The sequence below is a fragment of the Micromonospora sp. MH33 genome (assembly GCF_003013775.1).
Taxonomy (GTDB): domain Bacteria; phylum Actinomycetota; class Actinomycetes; order Mycobacteriales; family Micromonosporaceae; genus Micromonospora; species Micromonospora fulviviridis.
The window spans coordinates 1-20,288 of the sequence record NZ_MUYZ01000098.1 but is presented as its reverse complement, the minus strand read 5'-3'; the positions used below and the strand labels follow the sequence as shown (position 1 = coordinate 20,288).

Annotated in this window: 20 protein-coding genes, 3 pseudogenes and 1 riboswitch; of the genes and pseudogenes, 8 read left to right on the top strand and 15 right to left on the bottom strand. The window is 73.3% G+C overall.

Going from position 1 to position 20,288, the window contains the following annotated elements; genetic code table 11:
- Both B0E53_RS16915 and B0E53_RS16910 read right to left on the bottom strand, forming a co-directional pair.
- A partial coding sequence (locus B0E53_RS16915; protein ID WP_146167687.1) for an MFS transporter occupies positions 1 to 474 on the bottom strand: 474 nt, incomplete at its 3' end.
- Between the two features lie 43 nt (positions 475 to 517).
- Positions 518 to 1,099, bottom strand: a complete 582-nt coding sequence (locus tag B0E53_RS16910) for a winged helix-turn-helix domain-containing protein (RefSeq protein WP_107076954.1) — start codon at positions 1,097 to 1,099, stop codon at positions 518 to 520.
- A gap of 184 nt (positions 1,100 to 1,283) precedes the next feature.
- On the opposite strand from B0E53_RS16910, the gene B0E53_RS16905 reads away from it, so the two are divergent.
- Positions 1,284 to 3,353, top strand: a complete 2,070-nt coding sequence (locus B0E53_RS16905; RefSeq protein ID WP_107076953.1) for an AAA family ATPase — start codon at positions 1,284 to 1,286, stop codon at positions 3,351 to 3,353.
- 56 nt (positions 3,354 to 3,409) lie between these two features.
- Here B0E53_RS16905 and B0E53_RS16900 read toward each other — a convergent pair whose 3' ends face one another.
- The 5 genes from B0E53_RS16900 to B0E53_RS16885 are packed head-to-tail and all read right to left on the bottom strand — an operon-like array spanning position 3,410 to position 5,635.
- Complete coding sequence (locus B0E53_RS16900) at positions 3,410 to 4,012, bottom strand: hypothetical protein (protein ID WP_107076952.1); 603 nt, start codon at positions 4,010 to 4,012, stop codon at positions 3,410 to 3,412.
- Positions 4,013 to 4,016: 4 nt separating this feature from the next.
- On the bottom strand, positions 4,017 to 4,370 hold the full coding sequence (locus B0E53_RS16895; RefSeq protein ID WP_107076951.1) for a YbaB/EbfC family nucleoid-associated protein: 354 nt from the start codon (positions 4,368 to 4,370) through the stop codon (positions 4,017 to 4,019).
- Between the two features lie 9 nt (positions 4,371 to 4,379).
- On the bottom strand, positions 4,380 to 5,030 hold the full coding sequence (locus B0E53_RS16890) for a WXG100 family type VII secretion target (protein ID WP_246835442.1): 651 nt from the start codon (positions 5,028 to 5,030) through the stop codon (positions 4,380 to 4,382).
- Positions 4,913 to 5,305, bottom strand: coding sequence for a hypothetical protein (locus B0E53_RS39415; RefSeq protein WP_246835441.1), 393 nt, complete (start codon positions 5,303 to 5,305; stop codon positions 4,913 to 4,915). The genes B0E53_RS16890 and B0E53_RS39415 overlap by 118 nt, the downstream gene beginning before the upstream one ends.
- Positions 5,306 to 5,314: 9 nt before the next feature.
- Complete coding sequence (locus B0E53_RS16885; RefSeq protein ID WP_107076950.1) at positions 5,315 to 5,635, bottom strand: type VII secretion target; 321 nt, start codon at positions 5,633 to 5,635, stop codon at positions 5,315 to 5,317.
- Positions 5,636 to 5,807: 172 nt separating this feature from the next.
- Between B0E53_RS16885 and B0E53_RS16880 the strand changes: the two genes are divergently transcribed.
- The 3 genes from B0E53_RS16880 to B0E53_RS16870 all read left to right on the top strand — a co-directional run bounded on the left by B0E53_RS16880 (position 5,808) and on the right by B0E53_RS16870 (position 8,295).
- The gene (locus tag B0E53_RS16880; protein ID WP_107076949.1) at positions 5,808 to 6,695 is read left to right on the top strand and encodes an ABC transporter ATP-binding protein; all 888 of its coding nucleotides are present in this window, start codon (positions 5,808 to 5,810) and stop codon (positions 6,693 to 6,695) included.
- A 9-nt stretch (positions 6,696 to 6,704) separates the two neighbouring features.
- Complete coding sequence (locus B0E53_RS16875; RefSeq protein WP_107076948.1) at positions 6,705 to 7,442, top strand: ABC transporter permease; 738 nt, start codon at positions 6,705 to 6,707, stop codon at positions 7,440 to 7,442.
- Positions 7,443 to 7,536: 94 nt separating this feature from the next.
- Positions 7,537 to 8,295: a VOC family protein gene (locus B0E53_RS16870; protein WP_107076947.1), complete on the top strand. Its 759-nt coding sequence runs from the start codon at positions 7,537 to 7,539 to the stop codon at positions 8,293 to 8,295.
- Between the two features lie 9 nt (positions 8,296 to 8,304).
- Here B0E53_RS16870 and B0E53_RS16865 read toward each other — a convergent pair whose 3' ends face one another.
- The 4 genes and pseudogenes from B0E53_RS16865 to B0E53_RS16850 form a co-directional block, all read right to left on the bottom strand.
- On the bottom strand, positions 8,305 to 9,084 hold the full coding sequence (locus B0E53_RS16865) for an ABC transporter ATP-binding protein (protein WP_107076946.1): 780 nt from the start codon (positions 9,082 to 9,084) through the stop codon (positions 8,305 to 8,307).
- Positions 9,081 to 10,307: an iron chelate uptake ABC transporter family permease subunit gene (locus B0E53_RS16860; RefSeq protein WP_107076945.1), complete on the bottom strand. Its 1,227-nt coding sequence runs from the start codon at positions 10,305 to 10,307 to the stop codon at positions 9,081 to 9,083. Before B0E53_RS16860 ends, B0E53_RS16865 begins: the two co-directional genes overlap by 4 nt.
- Before the next feature lie 2 nt (positions 10,308 to 10,309).
- Entirely contained in the window at positions 10,310 to 11,248 is a 939-nt protein-coding gene (locus tag B0E53_RS16855; protein ID WP_107076944.1) for an ABC transporter substrate-binding protein, read from the bottom strand.
- A gap of 114 nt (positions 11,249 to 11,362) precedes the next feature.
- Positions 11,363 to 11,455: riboswitch (cobalamin riboswitch) on the bottom strand.
- 120 nt (positions 11,456 to 11,575) lie between these two features.
- Positions 11,576 to 12,736 (bottom strand): annotated as a pseudogene (locus tag B0E53_RS16850) (M14 family metallopeptidase); the annotation flags it as partial.
- Between the two features lie 123 nt (positions 12,737 to 12,859).
- Between B0E53_RS16850 and B0E53_RS16845 the strand changes: the two are divergent.
- Positions 12,860 to 14,182, top strand: coding sequence for a C39 family peptidase (locus tag B0E53_RS16845; protein ID WP_107076943.1), 1,323 nt, complete (start codon positions 12,860 to 12,862; stop codon positions 14,180 to 14,182).
- Positions 14,183 to 14,211: 29 nt separating this feature from the next.
- On the top strand, positions 14,212 to 15,552 hold the full coding sequence (locus B0E53_RS16840) for a C39 family peptidase (RefSeq protein ID WP_107076942.1): 1,341 nt from the start codon (positions 14,212 to 14,214) through the stop codon (positions 15,550 to 15,552).
- Positions 15,553 to 15,608: 56 nt separating this feature from the next.
- Here the strand turns inward: B0E53_RS16840 and B0E53_RS16835 are convergent, their stop codons facing one another.
- The 4 genes from B0E53_RS16835 to mqnE are packed head-to-tail and all read right to left on the bottom strand — an operon-like array spanning position 15,609 to position 18,086.
- Positions 15,609 to 16,094, bottom strand: coding sequence for a hypothetical protein (locus B0E53_RS16835; RefSeq protein ID WP_107076941.1), 486 nt, complete (start codon positions 16,092 to 16,094; stop codon positions 15,609 to 15,611).
- 54 nt (positions 16,095 to 16,148) lie between these two features.
- Complete coding sequence (locus B0E53_RS16830; RefSeq protein WP_107076940.1) at positions 16,149 to 16,427, bottom strand: DUF4229 domain-containing protein; 279 nt, start codon at positions 16,425 to 16,427, stop codon at positions 16,149 to 16,151.
- Positions 16,428 to 16,453: 26 nt separating this feature from the next.
- Positions 16,454 to 16,906, bottom strand: coding sequence for a hypothetical protein (locus B0E53_RS16825; RefSeq protein WP_107076939.1), 453 nt, complete (start codon positions 16,904 to 16,906; stop codon positions 16,454 to 16,456).
- 10 nt (positions 16,907 to 16,916) lie between these two features.
- Positions 16,917 to 18,086, bottom strand: coding sequence for an aminofutalosine synthase MqnE (mqnE, locus tag B0E53_RS16820; RefSeq protein ID WP_107076938.1), 1,170 nt, complete (start codon positions 18,084 to 18,086; stop codon positions 16,917 to 16,919).
- Positions 18,087 to 18,328: 242 nt separating this feature from the next.
- On the opposite strand from mqnE, the pseudogene B0E53_RS16815 reads away from it, so the two are divergent.
- Together B0E53_RS16815 and B0E53_RS16810 are read left to right on the top strand one after the other, a co-directional pair.
- Positions 18,329 to 19,941 (top strand): annotated as a pseudogene (locus B0E53_RS16815) (C40 family peptidase).
- 108 nt (positions 19,942 to 20,049) lie between these two features.
- Positions 20,050 to 20,288 (top strand): annotated as a pseudogene (locus tag B0E53_RS16810) (hypothetical protein); the annotation flags it as partial.

Sequence of the window (20,288 nt, the reverse complement as noted above, 5' to 3'; positions counted from 1 at the left end):
GAGCAGGCCGGCCAGCGCCGGCCCGGCGAGCGCGCCCAGAGTGCCGGCGGTCTGGTTCAGGGCGCCGGCCCGGGGCAGGTCCTCGGCCCGGACCATGGCCGGCACCAGCGCGGCGAGCACCGGCTGGGTGACCGCGAGTCCGGCCGCGAGCAGCGCCACCAGCGGGATGACCAGGGCCGGGCGCCCGGCGTACGCGAGCGCCAGGCAGATCGCGGCCTGGCCGAGCCCGGCGGCGACCAGCAGGACCCGGCTGTCCACCCGGTCGGCGAGCCGGCCGGTCAGCGGGGCGAGGGCGACCAGCGGCAACGTGGCGGCGAGCAGCAGGCCCGAGACGGCGAGCCCGCCGGCACCGGCCGACTGGAGCGCCAGGGTCAGCGCGCTGGCGGCGAGGAAGTCCCCGCAGCTGGAGACGCCCCGGGCGGCGGTGGCGAGCCAGACGTCGGGCCAGCGCGACGAACCAGATGCGAAGGACATACTTCGAAAATAATCCTTCACACCTTTTCGTTCAACCCCCGGCTCAGTCCAGGGGCAGCGCCCGGTACTGCACGGCGACGGGCCGGGCCCCCTCCGGCGGGTCCTTCCGCAGCCGCCGCCGGTACGGATCGAGCAGCCGCTGGATCGACTGGTTCAGCTCGGCCAACTCCTCGGCGCTGACCAGCAACAGGGTGTCGCTGAACCAGGCCGCCTCGTACCACTCGCGCGGCTCGTCCGGGGCGCGGCGGACCCAGTCCCGGGCGCGCTGGCTGTCCCGGGCCAGGTGCGCGTCGACCAGGGCCAGCTCGGCGGCCCGCGCCTCGGAGTCGGCGTCCTGCCCCGACTCGATGTAGTAGGACGGGCTGAACGCCCGCCAGACCCGCTCCCGGGCGTCCCCCCGGCTCGGGGCCTCCTCGATCAGACCGAACTTCGCCAGCTCCCGCAGGTGATAGCTCGTCGCGCTCGGCGAGAGCCCGGCGATCTCGGCGCACTCGGTGGCGGTCGCACCGCCCTCCACCGTGCTGAGATGCTCCATGATCGCCATACGGGCCGGGTGGGCCAGGGCCCGCATCACCTGCGGGTCGCTGATCGTCACCCGGCGCTGCTCCGGCCACGCCTCGGTCATGCCACCCATGATCCCGCGCCGGCCGGTGCCCGGGGAAATTCGGTTGCCCGCCGACCCGACCGGAGTAGGCTGCTCTGTCCCGCCTGACGGCCGTGGTGAGTAGCACCGCACAGGACGTCACCGCGCCGACCCGAGGTCGGAAACGCGAGCGGCAGCGTTGTTCCCCGTGACGAGGAGTACGTGGATGACCCTGCACGCCCAAGAACAGACCCTGGATGCCGAGCTGGTCGCCGAGCGCGCCCACCTGGACACCTCCCGCGCGGCGCTGCGCCGGATGCGCGAGCGCGCCGAGTCCCTCTTCGCCACCGGCGACAAGGTGGCCGGGGACGCCTACACCGCCGAGCAGCTCGGCCGGCACATGGCCCGGCGGGTGAAGGAACTGGCCGACGACCCGACCACCCCGCTCTTCTTCGGCCGGCTCGATTTCGGCGGCAACGCCGACGGCCGGCACAGTGGCGACGCGGATCCCGACGACGAAGTCGTCGGGATCTACCACGTCGGGCGCCGGCACGTCACCGACGAGCTGGGCGAGCCGCTGGTGCTGGACTGGCGGGCCCCGGTCTCCCGGTCGTTCTACCGGGCCAGCGCCCGCGACCCGCAGGGCGTCGCGGTCCGGCGCCGGTTCGGGTTCAGCGCCGGCGTGCTGACCAGCTTCGAGGACGAGCGCCTGGACCGGGGCGAGGAGCTGGGCACCGCCAGCCGGATCCTCACCGCCGAGATCGAGCGCCCCCGCGTCGGCCCGATGCGCGACATCGTCGCCACCATCCAGCCCGAGCAGGACGAGCTGGTCCGGGCTGACCTGGCCGACTCGATCTGCGTCCAGGGCGCCCCGGGCACCGGCAAGACGGCGGTCGGGCTGCACCGCGCCGCGTACCTGCTCTACCTGCACCGGGAGCGGCTGCGCCGGTCGGGCGTGCTGATCGTCGGGCCGAACCGGGCGTTCCTGTCGTACATCGCGGCCGTGCTGCCGGCGCTCGGCGAGGTCGAGGTCGAGCAGGCCACGGTGGAGGACCTGGTCGCCCGGGTCCCGGTCCGGGCGGTCGAGGACCCCGCCGTGGCCACCCTCAAGCACGACATCCGGCTGGCCGGGGTGCTGCGCCGCGCGGTCGACGCGCACATCGGCACGCCCACCGACCCGATCATGGTGTCGGACGGCTCGTTCCGCTGGCGGATCGGCCTCGACCCGCTGCACCGGTTGGTCGAGGAAACCCGCCGCGAGGGCCTGCCGTACACGACCGGCCGGGAACGGATCCGGGCCCGCCTCGTGGGGCTGCTGCAACGCCAGTCCGAGGCCCGCCGGGCCGATTCGCCCAGCGACGCCTGGCTGCGCCGGATGAGCAGGGCGAAGCCGGTCACCGAGTTCCTCGACGCGGTCTGGCCGGCGCTCACCCCCGACGGGCTGCTGCACCGGCTGCTGACCGACCCCGAGGCGCTCGCCGCCGCCGCCGACGGCCTGCTCACCGCCGAGGAGCAGGAGCTGTTCCGGTCGGGCAAGGTCGGCCGTACCCCGAAGGCGACCCGGTGGACCGCCGCCGACGCCGTGCTGATCGACGAGGCCGCCGGGCTGCTGGAACGGCCCGCCGGCTTCGGGCACGTGGTGGTCGACGAGGCGCAGGACCTCTCCCCGATGCAGTGCCGGGCCATCGCCCGGCGCAGCGAACACGGCTCGATCACCCTCCTCGGCGACCTGGCGCAGGGCACCGCGCCCTGGGCGGCCACCGACTGGCGGGAGTCCCTGGCCCACCTGGGCAAGCCGGACGCGGCGGTGGTGCCGCTGAGCGTCGGCTTCCGGGTGCCGGCCGCCGTGGTGGCGTTCGCGAACCGGCTGCTGCCGGCGCTCGCCGTCGACGTGCCACCGGCGCAGTCGCTGCGCCGCGACGGGACGCTCGACGTGCGTACCGTCGAGGACCTGACGGCCGCCGCGGTGGCCGAGGTGCGGGCGGCGCTGGCGCACGACGGCTCGGTCGGCGTGATCGCCGCCGACGGCGCGGTGGACGGGCTCCGCGCGGCCCTCGCCGACGCGGGCGTCCCGACCGCGACCGCCGACGACGGGGGGGCCGCGGCGGGTCTCGGGGGGTCCGCGGCGGCCCTGGAGAGGGCGCGGGAGAACGGCCGGGTGGGGGGCGTCGAGCGGGCCGGGCCGGGGGCCGCGGGGCGGGGCGGCCGGCACCGCCTCTACGTGGTGCTGACCCGGGCGGTGTCCCGGCTGGCCGTGCTGCACCGTGAGCCGCTGCCCGCGCCGCTGGCTGGCTGACCGGCCCCGGAAGGCGGCCACTCAGCCGGCGAGCGGCTGACCGGCCGGGCCCGGGCTCAGCCGGCGAGGGCGGCCGCGACGTCGCGCAGCGGCCGGCCCGACTCGGCGATCGGCACGGTGAACGCCAGCCAGGAGCCGTCGGTGAAGTCGAGCCGCAGCCGCTTCGGGTTGAGCCGGTGCCAGCCCACCCGGGCCGACGCCACCTCCGCGCGCGACGCCGACCAGGCGATCCCGGTCTCCGCCACGGACCGCTCGTCGTCCGCCCGGCTGGACAGCAGCTTCATGGGCCCGCTCACACAGACCAGCAGCCGCCGGTCGGTGGCCACCAGCAGGATGTCCCGTGCCGCCAGGTCCGGCTTGGGTGGGTGCAGCGCGTGGCGCAGCCGGGAGGCGGCGGAGCCCGGGGCGCCGCGCCCGGCGATCCCCCAGATCACCCGGTCGACCAGCCGGTCGCCCCACGCCCAACTGATCAGCGGAGAGATCAGGTTGAGCAGCACCGCTCCGACGCTCACCCCGCCGGCGGGCGCCTCCGGCTTCGCCGCATCGGGCGGCGGAGGCGGCGGTGCCCCGTGGGCCGCGTCGGCCTTCGCGTACGCCAGCACCCGCTCGCCCGGCTCGACGAGCTGGCCGATCCGGTCGCGGTATCCGGTGCCCTCCATCGGCTCAGTATCGATCGTGGCCGTAGCCGTCGTCGCTGGGCCGGTCCGCCGCCGGCGTGTTGCCCATCACCTCGCCGACGATCTCCCGGACGCGGGCGGCGGCGGCCTCCTGGGCACGGTTCGCCGCCGCGGTGAACTCCTCCGCGAGGGTGTAGGAGTCGAACCGCATGGCCCGCGCGTTGATCTCGGTGGAAAGGATCTTGCCGTCGGCGGCCGCGGTGACGGTCACCAGGCCGGAATCACTCACACCCTCGGCGCTGCTCTGCTCCAGCTCGGCCATCCGCGCGCCGAGCTCACGCTGCCACCCGTCCAGGTTGCGGGCCAGCGCCTCGATCCGGTCCAGGGCCGGGAAGGTCATGGCTGCCTCTCAGTTCACGATCGAGTCGAAGACGTTCTGCACACCCTTGGTGTACGGCCCCAGGTCCTCCGAGTACGTGCCGTCCACCAGGTAGTTGCGGTCCTTGTGGCCGTCGGAGACGTCGTGCAGGCCGACCCCCGTATCGAGCAGCGCGCCGCCGACTCCGGGGATGTTCACCGGGGACGCCTGGTTGATGGCGAACTTGCCAGGGAAGAGGATGGCGGTCCGCTTCGCCATGAACGTGAACGCCTCTCGGCCGTAGCCGGACTTGTTCCAGAGCCGGTACGCCTTCTTGGCCTGCTTCAGCTCCAGCACCACCTTGCGGTACTTCATGAGCAGCGCGGCGACCCGCTCCAGCTTGGTGACCAGCTTGGTGAGGATCTCCGCGAACCGGGCCACGATCTTGACCATGCGGCCGACCGTGGTGGCCAGCCGGGCCAGCACCCGGACCACCGTGGCGGCCAGCGTCACGCCCGCGCTCAGCACGGCGGCCACCGCCGCGATGATCACCTCGGTGAGGAACCAGAGCAGTAACTCCAGGATCAGCTCGACCAGCAGGTTGAACGCGTCGACCGCCGCGTTCGCCGCGTCGACCAGCACCTCCTTGGTGCCGTCCAGCCCCTTGGCCAGCTCCTCGATCGCCTCCTCGACGGACTCCATCGAGGCGTGGAACTTCTCCGCCGCGTCACCGTCCCACGCGCCGCGCAGCCGGGCCGGTCCGCGATCTGGTCGCCCGCGATCTGCCGGACCGCCTCGCCCGTGGTGAGCGCGAGCTGGGCCGCCCGCATGAGGTCGTCCGGCTCGCCGGCGACCAGTTCCAGCAGCTGCTCGAACGGCCAGAGCACCGCGTTGGAGAGCGGCTTGAACGGGTCGGGCGTGCCCGACACGATCTGCTCGAAGTAGGTCTTGTTGCGCTGCAACGCCTCGGTGCTCATCAGGTCCCCTCAGGCGCCCGGCGTGAACATGTCGGTGGTCGCCACGTCGGTCCCCGTGTAGGCGTCCGCGGTGTCGCTGATCCCCTCGGCGATGTCGGCCATCACCTCGGCACCGTCCTCCAGCCCCTGCAGGCACGCCTCGAACTGCTCGGCGTACGCGGCGGCCAGGCTGAACGACGCCGGCATGATGCCGAAGGCGTGCCGGGGGACGTGCCCGTCGTGGAAGACCCGGCGCAGCTCGCGGAAGCGGCCGGCGCGGTCCCGGGACGCGGCGGCGAAGGCGCTCAGCGCCTCCGGCTGGACCTCCAGGTTCCTGCTCGGACTCGTCAACGGACCCTCCCCAGTGTCCAGTCGGTGGTCACCCGTCGCCGGCGCGGCCGGAGAACGGGATCACCACAGTAGGCGATCGGCACCGCCCGCGCGGGGCGGTGGAACTCGCGCCGGCACGGTACACAGGTGAGGGAATACCCGTCCGGGACCGCAACCCCTGAGGAGCCTGAAGATGATCCTGGCCCGCGCCGACCAGGTCAGCCGCCGCTACGGCGAGGTGCTGGCCCTGGACCGGGTCGACCTGACGGTCCGCGCCGGGGAGCTGGTGGGCCTGCTCGGCCCGAACGGTGCCGGCAAGAGCACCCTGCTCAACCTGCTGGTCGGACTGCGCCGCCCCACCGCCGGCCGGGTCGAGCTGCTCGGCGGCGACCCGCGCGACCCGGCGAGCCGGCGGCAGCTCGGGGTGACCCCGCAGGAGACCGGCCTGCCCGGCACGCTGCGCGTCGGCGAGGTGGTCGACTTCGTGGCCGCGCACTACCCCGACCCGGTGCCCCGGGACGAGCTGCTCGACCGGTTCGGCCTCACCGACCAGGTGCGCCGGCAGACCGGTGGCCTCTCCGGCGGGCAGCGCCGCCGGCTCGCCGTGGCGCTCGCCTTCGTCGGCCGGCCCCGCCTCGTGGTCCTCGACGAGCCCACCACCGGGCTGGACGTGGAGGCCCGGCACACCCTGTGGGAGGCCGTCCGGAGCTTCCACGCGGAGGGCGGAACGGTCCTGCTGAGCAGCCACTACCTGGAGGAGGTGGAGGCGCTGGCGCAGCGGGTGGTGGTGATCGGGCACGGCCGGGTGCTCGCCGACGACTCCGTGACGGCGATCCGCGGCATCGTCGGCGTACGCCGGGTCAGCCTGGTCGCCGACGACCTGCCGCCGCTGCCCGGCGTGGTGGCCACCGAGCACGCCGAGGGCCGTACCCACCTGCTCACCACGGACGCCGACCAGCTCGTCCGCGACCTCGTCACCGCCGGCGTGACGTTCCGCGACCTGGAGGTCCGGCCCACCTCGCTGGAGGAGGCGTTCCTCACCCTCACCGCCGACGACCGGCCCGCACCCACCCCCGCCTAGGAGACCGCCGTGCCGCTCGCCCTGGTCCACGCCCGCTACCAGCTTCTGGAGATCGTCCGGATCCCGGTCGCGGTGGTCGGCAGCGCCTTCTTCCCCGCTGCCGCCATGCTCTTCTTCGTGGTGCCGTTCGCCGGCGACGACGCTGTCGGCGCCACCTACGCCACTGCCGCCATGGTCACCTTCGCGGTGATGAGCGCCAACATCTTCCAGTACGGCGTGGGCGTCGCCGAGGACCGCGACCAGCCCTGGAACCCGTACACCCGCACCCTGCCGGCCGGGCCGGCGCCACGCCTGGCCGGACGGATCCTGGCCGGCCTGGTGCTGACCTACCTTTCGATGATCCCGGTGGTGGTGATCGCCGCGGTCGCCACCGCGGCCCGGGTGACCGCGGCGCAGTTCCTGCTCGGCCTCGCCGCCGTCGCGGTGATCTCGGTGCCGTTCACCCTGCTGGGCATGGCGATCGGCTACTCGCTGCCCAGCAAGGCGGCGATCGTGGTGGCCCAGGTGGTGTTCTTCCCGCTGGCCTTCGGCGGCGGCCTGCTCTCCGGCCCGGACGACGCGCCCGGTTTCATCAAGGCCGTCGCCCCCTACCTGCCGACCCGGGGCGCGGTCGAGCTGATCTGGGCGGCCGTCACCGACTGGCGGCCCGACCCGCGGGCCATGGTGATGCTGGTCGTCTGGGTGGTGGCGCTCGCGGCGGTCGCCGGGTGGGCGTACCGACGGGACGAGGGACGCCGCTTCACCTGAGCTTTTGTCCGAATCCGGCCCGGCGGTGGGCGCGGCGGTGCCACGATGCCGGCAGGGCGTGCCAGCGGGGCCGCCCCCGGCGAGAGGGGTCAGCGTGGACGGCGTGGAGCCCGGCACGCCCTGCTGGACCGACCTGGCGACCCCCGGGCTGGACGACGCGAAGCGCTTCTACCCGGAACTGTTCGGCTGGACCGGCCGGGTGTCCGACGAGCCGACCGCCGGCGGCTACACCACCTTCCTCAAGGACGGCCGGGCCGTGGCCGGGGCCGGGCCGCCGGCCGCCCCCGAGCAGGTGCCGATCTGGTCGACGTACGTGGCGACCGACGACGCGGACCTGGTCGCCACCCGGGTGGAGGCGGCCGGCGGCCAGGTGGTGGTCTCGCCGTTCGACGTTTTCGAGCAGGGCCGGATGGCGGTTCTCTCCGATCCGGCCGGGGCGGTGTTCAGCGTCTGGCAGCCGATGGCGATGCGCGGGGCGGAACTGTTCAACGCTCCCGGCTCGATGTGCTGGAACGAGCTGGTCACCCCCGACCCCGACCGGGCGAAGGACTTCTACGCGCTGGTCTTCGGCTGGCACCCCGAGGAGCAGCCGACGGGCCCGGTCACCTACACCGGGTGGCGGTGCGGCGCCCGGATCGTCGCCGGCATGATGCCGCAGCTGGAGCCGCTGCCGCAGGACCTGCCCGCGTACTGGACGGTCTACTTCGCCGTCGAGGACGCCGACGCCACCGCGGCCCGCGCCGCCGAGCTGGGCGGCACCATCCTCGTCCCGCCCCGGGACAACCCGGCCGGCCGGAGCGCCGCACTCCGCGACCCCCAGGGCGCGCTCTTCTCCGTCACCGCCCTGCGCTGAGCAGCTCGGTCAGCGGGGGCGGACGGGGACCACGAGGGGGCCGTGGTCGCCGGGGATGACCCGGACGTTGGCGCGGTAGTGGCGGGCCAGCAGGGCCTCGGTGAGGACCTCCTGCGGCGGGCCGGCGGCGGCGACCCGACCCTCGGCGAGCAGGACCAGGCGGTCGGCGTACTCCCCGGCGATCGAGAGGTCGTGCATGGTGGCGAGCACGGTCAGCTCGTGCTGCCGGCGGAGCTGGTCGACCAGCTCCAGCACCTCCTGCTGGTGGCCGATGTCCAGCGCGCTGGTCGGCTCGTCGAGCAGCAGCAGGGTGGCGCCCTGGGCCAGCGCCCGGGCCAGGAAGACCCGCTGCCGCTCGCCGCCGGAGAGGGTGGCCAGTTCGCGGCGGCCGAACCCGCCCAGGTCCAGCCGGTCCAGCACCTCGTGCACGGCGGCCAGGTCGGCGGCCGACTCCCGACCCAGCGCCGGGATGTACGGGGTACGCCCCAGCAGCACGTAGTCGAAGACCGACATGCCGGCCGGCACCACGGGGGACTGCGCCACGGTGGCCACAACCCGGGCCCGGTCGCGGCGGCGGAGGGAGTTGATCGGCGTACCGAAGAGGGAGACCGCGCCCGGCGCGGGCAGCAGGCCGCCGACGGCGCGCAGCAGGGTCGACTTGCCGGCGCCGTTCGGGCCGATCACGGTGACCCACTCGCCCACGGCGACCGCCAGGTCCACGCCGGCCAGGATCGGCGTGCCGCCCAGCTCGACCCGCAGGCCGCGCAGCTCCACGGCGGGCGCGCTCATGTGAGCACCCGGCGGGCGGTGCGCAGGACCAGCACGAAGAACGGGCCGCCGAGCAGCGCGGTGACCACGCCGATCGGGATCTCGGCAGGGGCGGCGGCGGTCCGGGCGACCACGTCGGTGAGCGCCAGGAAGGCCCCGCCGAAGAGCATCGACAGCGGCAGGATCACCCGGTAGCTCGACCCGGCGAGCAGCCGTACGGTGTGCGGCACGATGATGCCGACGAAGCCGATCAGGCCGGAGGCGGAGACCGCGGCGGCGGTGCCCAGCGAGGCGGCGGCGATCAGCAGGTAGCGGGAGCGCTGCGGGTGCAGCCCGAGGCTGGCGGCCTCGTCGTCGCCGACGGAGAGCACGTCCAGCTCGCGCCGGTGCAGCAGCACCACCACGGCGGTGAGCGCGAAGTAGGGCAGGACCAGCCGGACGTCGTGCCAGCCGGCGGTGGCCAGCCGCCCGAGCAACCAGGAGTAGACCTGCTGGATGCTGTCCGAGTGCCGTTGCAGCAGGTAGGTCTGCCCGGCGGCGAGGAACGCCGAGACCGCCACCCCGGCCAGGATCAGTGTGGCCGGTGACCGGTCCCGCCCGCCGGCCGCGCCGAGCAGGTACGTCATGACGACCGCGCCGAGCGAGCCGACGAACGCGGCGAGGGGGATGGTGAGTGGCATGGCGGTCAACGACCCGCCGGCCCCGGCGCCGAGCGCGATCACGGCGGTCACCGCCAGCCCCGCCCCGGCCGCCACGCCCAGCAGGTACGGGTCGGCCAGCGGGTTGCGGAAGACGCCCTGGTAGCAGCCGCCGGCCAGGGCGAGCAGGGCGCCGACGAGCAGGCCGAGCACGACCCGCGGCAGCCGCAGCTCGGTGACGATGGCGATCTCCCGCTCGCTGAGCCCGCTGTGCAAATGCACCCCGGGCAGCAGGTTGAGCAGCTCGGCGGCGACGCTGCCCGGGGGCAGGCTGACCGGGCCGAGCGAGACGCCGGCCACCAGCGCGACCAGCACCGCGCCGAGTCCGGCGAGCAGCCAGCGGGTACGGAGCCCCGCCGGCCGGACCGTCGCACCCGGTCCGGCCGGCGGTCGTTCCGCGACCCCGGACGCACCCGGTCCGGACGGGGCCACGTCGGGCCGCTCCTCCGCCACTCCGGGCGGGTCCGTGTCGGGCAGGCCGGACGGCCGGGACGCGTCGGGCGTCCCGGCCGGCCGGTGAGCGTTGTCCGCCGGTCGCACGGTCACCGTCAGGCCGGGACCTTGGCGGTGGCGTCGACGATCGCCTTGAGCAGGTCGACCACGCGCGGGCCCCAGCGCGAGGCGATGTCGTCGTCCAGGGCGACGACCTGGTTGTTCTTCACGGCGGTGACGCCGGCCCAGCCGCTGCGCGCCTTGACGGTCTCCGCGTTCTGCTTGCAGCACTTGGTGTCGGCCAGGAAGACGAAGTCGGGGTTGGCCTTGACGATGACCTCCTGGGAGAGCTGCGGGTAGCCGCCACTCTTGCCGTCGGCGTCCGCCGGGTCGGCGATGTTCTGCAGCCCGGCGAGCGCGTAGAGCGAGCCGATGAAGGTCTTGCTGGTCACGCTGTACAGCTCCGGGCCGAGCTCGTGGTAGTAGGTGAGCGGCTTCGCCCGCCGCGGCAGGTCCTTGGTGAGCGCCGCGACGTCGTCCTTCATCTTCTTCGTGACGGCGTCCGCCTCGGCCGGGTGGCCGGTGAGCTTGCCCAGGTCGCCGATCTGCTGGTACGTGTCGTTCAGGGTGGCCGCGGCCGGGGTGAGCAGCACCGGGATCTTCAGCGTGGTGAGCTGGTCCACGATCTTGTTGGTGTCGTTGGAGAGCACCACGAGGTCGGGACTCTTGCCGGCGATCGCCTCGGCGTTCGGCTGGAAGCCGGAGAGGTCGCTCTTCGGCGCCTCCGCCGGGTAGTTCGACTGGTCGTCGACGGCGGTGACCTGCTTGCCGGCGCCGATGGCGAAGAGCATCTCGGTCGCCGACGGCGACAGCGAGACGATCTTCTCGGGGCGCTTGTCCAGGGTCAGCTTGCCGACGGTGACCGGGAACGCGGCGGCCGCCGAGCTGCCGCCGGCGGCGGGGGTGTCGTTCGAGGTCTTCTCGGCGCAGCCGCCGAGGAGCAGCGCGCCGACCGCGAGGGCGGCGGCGAAGAGCCGGGGGGTACGTCTGGACATCGGTCCTCCTGTCGGTCGAGGAGCGTGGTGCTTCGCCGACAGGGACCGCCTGGGCGGGCCCGTCCGCGAGGCGCCCTTCCTCGAGAGCGCGTGTCGCGACCATGCCGCAGGCGACCTGGCTCGTCCCCACAGTTGTCGGCGCCGGCGGGAGGCCGACGCCGCGTGCGGGGCATCACAGTTGCGGGACAGCGCCGGTTTCGCACCGGCTTCGCTGCGGGTTGGTCGGTGCCACCGTAGCGCACGACCAGCGGAGATCGTCCGGACGGGAGGGGTGGGTGGGGGCCGGGACCTCGGCCCCCACCGCGCCTCGGGTCAGCAGTAGGTGCTCTGCTTGCCGATCGCCCGGTAGGGGCAGTCGGCGTACTCGGAGAGCAGCAGCACGGCCTCCCGGTTGCGGGAGGTCTGCGCGGGGATCACCTCGTCGGGCGGGTAGAAGCCGCCCCCGGAGGCCGAGCCGGGGTACATCTCGAAGGTGTACGCCCAGATCTTGTGGGCCCCCCACATCCAGTCGATGCTGGTGCCGTCGGCGATGTAGAGGTCGCTGGACTGTTCCGGGGTGTAGCCGTTGCTGGAGGCCATCTGCCGGCCGATCGTGGCGAAGGTGTTGTACTGGTCGGCGTTCATCCCGGTGGCGGTGTTGCTGTACGTGTAGCCGTACGGCCAGAGCACCAGCTGCGAGTAGGTGTGGAAGTCGATGTTCGCTTTGATCTGCTGCACCCCGCCGACCACTCGGCTGTTGACGAAGGTGCGCAGCGCCGCGGTCTCGGGGGCGGAGAAGGCGGCCGGGCCGCGGTAGGTCTCCGACGAGGTCGAGCCGGACGATCCGCCGCAGCAGCCCCACTGGTACGACCAGTTCCGGTTCAGGTCGGTGCCCACGTACGAGGAGCCGCTGTTGGGCTGCCGGTTCTTCCGCCAGGAGCGGTAGGAGCCGGTGGCGATGTCGTACTCGCTGCCGTCCGGGTTGACCGTGGGGACGATCCAGATCTCCCGGGAGTTGACGATGTTGGTGATCCGGGAGTCGCTGCCGTAGTTGTCGGTGAAGAGGTTGAGCAGGTAGATCGCCATCTCGACGGTCAGGTGCTCACGGGCGTGCTGCTGGGCGTTGAAGAGGATCTCCGGCTCGTTCTCGTCCGTGCCGACGTTGTCGGAGATCTTCACGGCCATCAGGTCCCGGCCCTCGTAGGACCGGCCGATGCTGAGCTTGCGGGCGATGGTCGGGTGGTCGGCGACCACCGTGTTCACCACCGCGGTCAACTCCGCGTAGTCGTGGTAGTTGGAGTCGGCGGGCGGGAAGGCGTAGGCGACGGCGCCGGAGGCCGGGGCCGGGGCGACGTCCTTCTCCAGCCGGAAGCCGAGCCGGGTGATCGCGGCGGCCTCGGCGGTGGTCGCCGTGACGTGCAGCACGCCGTGTTCGGAGTGGTCGATCGCCGCGCCGGTGCGGGCGACGGCGCTGCGGTCGGCGAGGGTGCGCGGGCCGAGCACCCGGTGTGTGCTTCCATCCCGACCGGATCCTCATGCCGGCAATGATTTTCCATGCGGCAACCTCTGGCGAAACTTCCCTCCAGGAGCGACAGTGAACGGCAACGATGCCGTTCTCCTGGAGGAGCTGCCATGGACCGGACATCCCTGCGGTCGGTCGCCGTCGCCGGCGCCACCACACTCGCCCTCCTCGCCACCACCGCGCCGGCCGGCGCGACCACCACCACCGTCACGCACGACGAGCAGATCACCTGGCAGGGCTGGTCCGGCACGGCCTGGTCGACCGGCACCGCCGCCGGCACCACCGGCACCGCGGCCGGCCTGACCCTGGCCACCCCGGTCGGCACCATCCTCTACAAGGACCCGCACAGCAGCACCCGGCGCACCTGGGCCTACGGGACCTGGACCTCGCCGCTCACCCAGGTCGGCTTCTCCGCCACCGAGCTGGTCACCTCGTGGAACGCCGACACCCCCACCGGCACCTGGCTCCAGGTCGAACTCCAGGGCACCTACACCACCGGCACCCGCACCCCCTGGTACGTGATGGGCCGCTGGGCCTCGGGCGACGGCGACATCCGGCGGACCAGCGTCGACCGGCAGGGCGACAAGACCTCCAGCGTCTTCACCGACACGTTCGCCGTCAACAACCCGGCCGGCGGGGTGCTGCTGCGGGCGTACCAGCTCCGGGTCACCCTCTACCGGGACCCGGCCTCGACGGTCACGCCGGTGCTCCGCTCGGTCGGCGCGATGAGCTCGAACGTGCCGGTCCGGTTCACCGTCGCCCCCAGCGCCGGGCACATCGCCTGGGGAACCGAGCTGGCCGTGCCGCGCTACTCGCAGAACATCCACGCCGGCCAGTACCCGGAGTACGGCGGCGGCGGCGAGGCGTGGTGCTCACCCACCTCCACCGAGATGGTGGTCGAGTACTGGGGCCGGAAGCCCTCGCCGGCCGACACCGCCTGGGTGGACCCGGGCTACCCCGATCCGACGGTCGACCACGCCGCCCGGATGGCCTACGACTGGCAGTACGGCGGCACCGGCAACTGGCCGTTCAACACCGCGTACGCGGCCGCCTTCCCCGGGCTGGAGGCGAAGGTGACCCGGCTGCACTCGCTGGACGAGGTGGAGCACTTCATCGCCGCCGGCATCCCCGTGGTGACCAGCCAGTCCTTCCTCGCCAGCGAGCTGGACGGGGCGGGCTACGGCACGGCGGGCCACCTCATGGTGGTGGTCGGCTTCACCGCCACCGGCGACGTGATCGCCAACGACCCGGCCTCGCCCAGCGACGCCGCGGTCCGGCACGTCTACCGGCGCGACCAGTTCGAGCAGATCTGGCAGCGGACCCGGCGTACCACCGCGAGCGGCGGCACCGGCAGCGGCTCCGGCGGCGTCGTCTACCTGATCAAACCGACCGAGGTGGCCTGGCCCGCCGTGGCCGGTTCCACCAACTGGTGATCCATCCCTACCCACCCAACGGAGTGCACATGGTCAGACCAGCCCTGCGTGCGGTCGCCCTCGTCGGCGCCGCCGCGCTCGCCCTCGTCGGTGTGACGGCGCCCGCCCACGCCGACAACAACCTGCCGGTCGTCGCGCACGACGAGCAGATCACCTTCCAGGAGTGGTCCAAGTACCCGGACTGGCGTGCCGGCACCCACCAGGGCACGTACGCCATCCCGGGGCACCGGACCGGGATCACCATCGGCCAGCCGGCCGGCACCACCGAGTTCACCGACGAGCACACCGGCGCCACCCGGAGCTGGGAGTACGCCACCTGGACCTCGCCGGAGCGGACGGTCGGCTTCGACGCCAGCGAGCTGGTCGCCTCGTGGAACGCCGCGACCCCGGCCGGCACCTGGATCCAGGTCGAGCTGCACGGCACGTACAACACCGGGCAGCAGACCCCCTGGTACGTGATGGGCCGCTGGGCCTCCGGCGACCAGGACATAAAGCGGGCCACGCTGGACGGCCAGGGTGACCCCTGGTCGACCATCTGGACCGACACCTTCTCGATCGACAACGCCCAGGCCGGGGTGCTGCTGCGGTCGTACCAGCTCCGGCTGACCCTCTACCGCACGCCGGGGCAGACCGCCTCGCCGCGGGTCTGGATGCTCGGCGCGATGAGCTCCAACGTGCCGGACCGGTTCACCGTCGCACCGAGCAAGGGCGGCATCGCCTGGGGCACCGAACTGGCCGTGCCGCGCTACTCGCAGAACATCCACATCGGGGAGTACCCCGAGTTCGACAACGGCGGTGAGGCCTGGTGCTCTCCCACCTCGACCGAGATGGTGGTCGAGTACTGGGGCCGGAAGCCCTCCGCCCAGGACACCGCCTGGGTCGACCCGAGCTACGCCGACCCGACCGTCGACCACGCCGCCCGGATGACCTACGACTACGAGTACGAGGGCGCCGGCAACTGGCCGTTCAACACCGCGTACGCGGCCAGCTTCCCCGGCCTGGACGCCCGGGTCACCCGGATGCACTCGCTGGACGAGGTGGAACGCTTCATCAAGGCCGGCATCCCGGTGGTCACCTCGCAGTCCTTCCTGGCCAGCGAGCTGGACGGGGCGAACTACGGCACCTCCGGGCACCTCTTCGTGATCGTCGGCTTCACCGCCGACGGTGACGTGATCGTCAACGACCCCGCCTCCTCGTCGAACGACGCGGTGCGCAACGTCTACAAGCGGGAGCAGTTCGAGCAGATCTGGCTGCGCACCAAGCGGCACCGGGCGAACGGCACCGTGGCCTCCGGCTCGGGCGGCATCGCGTACCTGATCAAGCCCACCGACCGGCCCTGGCCGGTGGTGCCGGGCTCGACCAACTGGTGAACGCCGCGGGCCCGGCGCGGTCCCCGCTCGGGGATCGCGCCGGGCCCGGGGACGCGCTACAGGGACGGGGCGAAGGAGGCCGGCGGGCCGGCGGGCTGCTTCGCCCGGCGGCGGTTCCGGATCGCCCGGACGATGATCCACACCCAGGCCACCAGGGCGGCCAGGCCGGCCAGGGCGAGCCCGGTGACCAGCAGATACGTCGAGCCGCCGGTGGTGGAGAAGACGCCCGCCCGGGCGCCGGTGTCCCGGGCGGGGGCGGTGGCGCCGGCGGTGAGGCCGTCGGGCGCGTCGTAGAGGATCACGTCGGCGCGGCGGCCGCCGCCCTGGTCGGCCACGAAGGTGCCGCGCCACTCGCAGTTACGCCGGCCGCAGTCCTCGTGCACCGCGGTGAAGGTGCCCGGCGTGCCGCCACCGTTCTTCGCCTCCCAGGTGGGGGCGAGGTCGGTGACGCTCAGCATCAGTCCGATGGCGGCGATGACCGGCAGACCGATCCAGACGAAGACCTTCGTCCGCCACCCGTTGATCGTATTCAGGAAACTCACGGCGGCCGACCCTAGCGGTCGGCGTCGTTTCCCGCTGCCCCGTTTCCCGGCGGCTCAGTCCTCGCGGCGCTCGTCGGTCCGCTCGGCCTGGTCGTCCCCGGCCAGCGCGGAGCGCAGCCGGTCCTTCTCGGCGCGGCGCCGCTCCGACGCCTCGGCCATCTCCCCGGCCATCTCGTCCCGCCAGCCGCGGAGCAGGAAGAACGACAGCGCGGCGGAGAAGACCAGCGCCAGCATCAGCCGCAGGAACATGTTCATCTCGACGAACCAGAGGGCCGCCAGCACGCCGACGAACAGCCCGATCCGGCCCAGCGTGTACTTGACCGCCGCACTCAAGCCCGTACTTCCTTCTCTCTCACGCCTCAACCCGTCCGCCGGGCCAGCCAGTGCACGCCATGAAACCAGATCACCGCGTAGACCACGGTGAACACCGCCGCGGCCAGCGCGCCGGAGACCAGCGGCGGCAGCCCGGCCGCGAGCCCGGCCGCGAGCCCGGCCGCGAGCCCGGCCGCCAGCAGCCCGGCGAGGACGCCCACCGCGATCCCGGCCAGCGCCGCGAGCACCCGGGCGGCGCCGAACTCCCAGGCCCGGAAGTCGTCCCAGAACAGCCAGAGCGGCAGGATCACCGCCAGCCAGCCGTTGGTCCGCCCGAACCCGCCCGCGCCCATGGTGGCGAAGGCCCACTCGAAGAGCACCAGCGCCAGCACCCCGATCACCAGGCCGGCGAGGCTCACCCCGAGCAGGTCGCCCAGGGTGAGGATGCGCCCCTCGGCGTCCCGGCGGGGAAAGCTGCGCGGCTGCTCCTCGGTGCTCATCGACGTGCGGTCAGGCCCAGACCTGCTGCGGCTCGGCGCGGCGCTCGGCCAGCGACGGGGCCGCGTCGTACTCGCGGACGATCTCGTAGCGGGTGTTCCGCTCGACCGGGCGGAACCCGGCGTCCCAGATGAGGTTCAGCAGGTCCTCGCGGTGCATGGTGTTCGGCGTGCCGTACGAGTCGGCGTCGTGGGTGATCTTGTATTCCACGACCGAGCCGTCCAGGTCGTCGACCCCGAAGTTCAGCGAGAGCTGGGCCACCGAGAGGCCGTGCATCACCCAGAAGCACTTCACGTGCGGCACGTTGTCGAAGAGCAGCCGGGAGACGGCGAACGTCTTGAGCGACTCGGCCGGCGAGGCCATCGTGGTCTGGGCCTGGATCCGGTTACGGACCTTGCCGTCCGCCGAGTCGACGAAGTCGTGCTGGTAGCGCAGCGGGATGAAGACCTGGAAACCGCCGGTCTCGTCCTGCAACTCGCGCAGCCGCAGCACGTGGTCGACCCGGTGCCGGGGCTCCTCGATGTGGCCGTAGAGCATCGTCGACGGGGTCTTCATGCCCTTCGAGTGGGCCAGCCGGTGGATCCGCGACCAGTCCTCCCAGTGGCAGGCGTGGTCGACGATGTGCTGCCGGACCTCCCAGTCGAAGATCTCCGCGCCACCGCCGGTCAGCGACTCCAGGCCGGCGTCCATCAGCTCGTCGAGGATCTCGTCGGCGCCCAGGCCGCTGATCTTCTCGAACCACTGCACCTCGGTCGCGGTGAACGCCTTCAGGTTGACCTTCGGCAGCGCCGCCTTCAGCTCGCGGAGCACCTTCGGGTAGTAGCGCCAGGGCAGGGTGGGGTGCAGGCCGTTGACGATGTGCAGCTCGGTGAGCTGCTCGTCCTCCATCTCCTTGGCCTTGCGGACCGCCTCGTCGATGCGCATCGTGTAAGCGTCCTTCTCACCCGGCTTGCGCTGGAAGGAGCAGTACGCGCACGAGGCGGAGCAGACGTTGGTCAGGTTGAGGTGCCGGTTGACGTTGAACATCACCCGGTCGCCGTTCATCTCGGTGCGCTTGTGGTGGGCCAGCCGCCCCAGCCAGGCGAGGTCGTCGCTCTCGTAGAGGGCCACCCCGTCCTCGCGGGTCAGCCGCTCCCCCGCGTAGACCTTCGCTTCGAGCTCGCGCTTGAGTCCGGCGTCCATCGAAAGCCACGTCCCTTCCACCTGCGGTCCCGGTCGAGCGTACGTCGCGCCTCGAACGAACCGGCGACCCGGTCAACCGCAGCGACCTACTTCACCGGTCTCCCGGTCGGCCGTCACGCTCCGCGCATCGACATAGCTGCGTTGGTGAGGTAAGACAGGATGGGGCGGAACACACACCGGTACCGTCCTGGCTCACCGCGCCCACCTCGCGCGGAACACACCAGACCGGGACGGGGAGCGGAATGGTCGACAGCACCCAGGGCCGACGCCGACGAAGCCGGAATCCGGTGATCTCGCCGGTGCTGCGCCCGGCGCTCTGGTCCGCCCTGCTCGGGGCGGTCGCGGCCGCGGCGCTGGCCACGCCGGCCTGGGCCGATCCGCTGCCCGACACCGTTCCCGACACCGGCTCCCGCCCCCGGGTCGCCGGCGCCCTGCAGCTGCCCACGGTGCCCGGCGCCGTCCCCGGCCTGCCCGGCACCATTCCCGGCCTGCCCGGCACGGCGACGGGCGGGCCCGGCCGCACCCCGGTCCTCCCCGGCGCCACGCCCGGGGTGACCAACCCGGCCGACGGCCCGCTGATCGCCCAGATCAACCAGGTCGACGCGCAGGTCGCCCAGCTCGGCGACAACCTGCTCGCCATCAAGGGCGAGCGGGACACCGCGCAGGCGGACCTGACCCTCGCGGCCGCCCGGCTCAAGGAGGCCCAGGACGCGCTCGTCCGGGCCCAGGAGAACGCGAAGACCGCCGCCGCCGACGCGGTCAAGGCCGACGCCGCGCTGCCGCCCGGCGAGTTCGGGGCCAACCTGCGCGAACTCGCCAACCTCCAGCGGATCACCCGGGGCGACAAGGCCGAGGGCGCCACCACGGCGGTGACCGGCGAACTCGCCCGGGCCACCGCCGCCGAGCGGGTCGCCCGGGAGGCGCACGCCTCGGCCGAGCGGCGCGCCGCCGAGAAGACCGCGGAGTACACCCGGGTCGAGACCGACCTGCACAAGCAGGAAGCCGCGCTGCTCAGGCTCCGCAGGGACAACGCCGCCAGGCTGCTCGAGATCGAGCGCCGCGAGGACGCCGCCGAGCAGCAGCTCGGTAGCCCGTACGTCGTCAACCAGAGCGTCAGCGGGTTGGTCGCCGACCCGAAGGCCCTGGCCGCGGTGCGGTACGCCCTCGCCCAGCTCGGTGACCCCTACCTCTGGGCGGCCGAGGGGCCGGACCGGTTCGACTGCTCCGGCCTGGTGCTCGCCTCCTACCAGGCGGCCGGCTACCAGGGGCTGCCCCGGGTCTCCCGGGACCAGTACTACGCCACCCGCTCCCGCACCGTCGACCCGAACGCGCTCCTCCCCGGCGACCTGCTCTTCTTCGCCTCGGGCAGCAGCTGGACGAGCATCCACCACGTCGCCATGTACATCGGCAACGGCAAGATGGTCGAGGCGCCGCGGACCGGCGACGTCGTGAAGATCTCCGTGGTCCGGTGGTCCCGGCTCTACGCGGCCACCCGGGTGATCGGCGGGGGCCCGGCCCCGGCCACCCCGGTGCCGGCCCCCACACCGACCCGGACCACCACCCCGCCGAAGCCCAGCGCGACGCCGAAGCCCACCAGGACGGCACGCCCAAGCCGACCAGGACGGCCACGCCGAAGCCGACGTCGAGCACGTCGAGCCCGACGCCCACCCCGTCGCCCTCGCCGAGCACCACGCCGACGCCGACGCCGAGCCCGACCGACCCACCGCCCCCGTCGCCCAGCGGCAGCGCCACCGCCGCACCGACCGGCAGCGCCGCCCAGCCGACCGGCAGCGCCGCCGGCCCGTCGGGCAGCGCGGCCGAGAGCACCTCGGTCAGCCCGAGCGCCACCGACTGACCAACCGCCGCTCCGGCTGTGCTCCCGGGCCGGAATGTGGCACGGTGAGATCCAGGCACGCCCGACCGGCGCCACGGTCGGGGGCGAGCGTGGGCGCGGAGGGGCGAGATGGGCGAGCACGACGTTCCGGCGGAGACGGTCCACCCCGGATCCGTCCCCGACGCCGCCGACCGGCCGGCCGGCCCCACCGAGGGGCGTCCGGGCCAGGCCCCTCCGGTGGCCGTGGCCCGGGCCCGGGTCAGCGTCGCCGGCGCCACCGCGCCACCCCCGGACGGGGAACGGCCGAGCACGCCGGCCACCGGCAACACCTACCGGGCGGGTGGCTCCCCGACGGAGCCCGCCCCGGC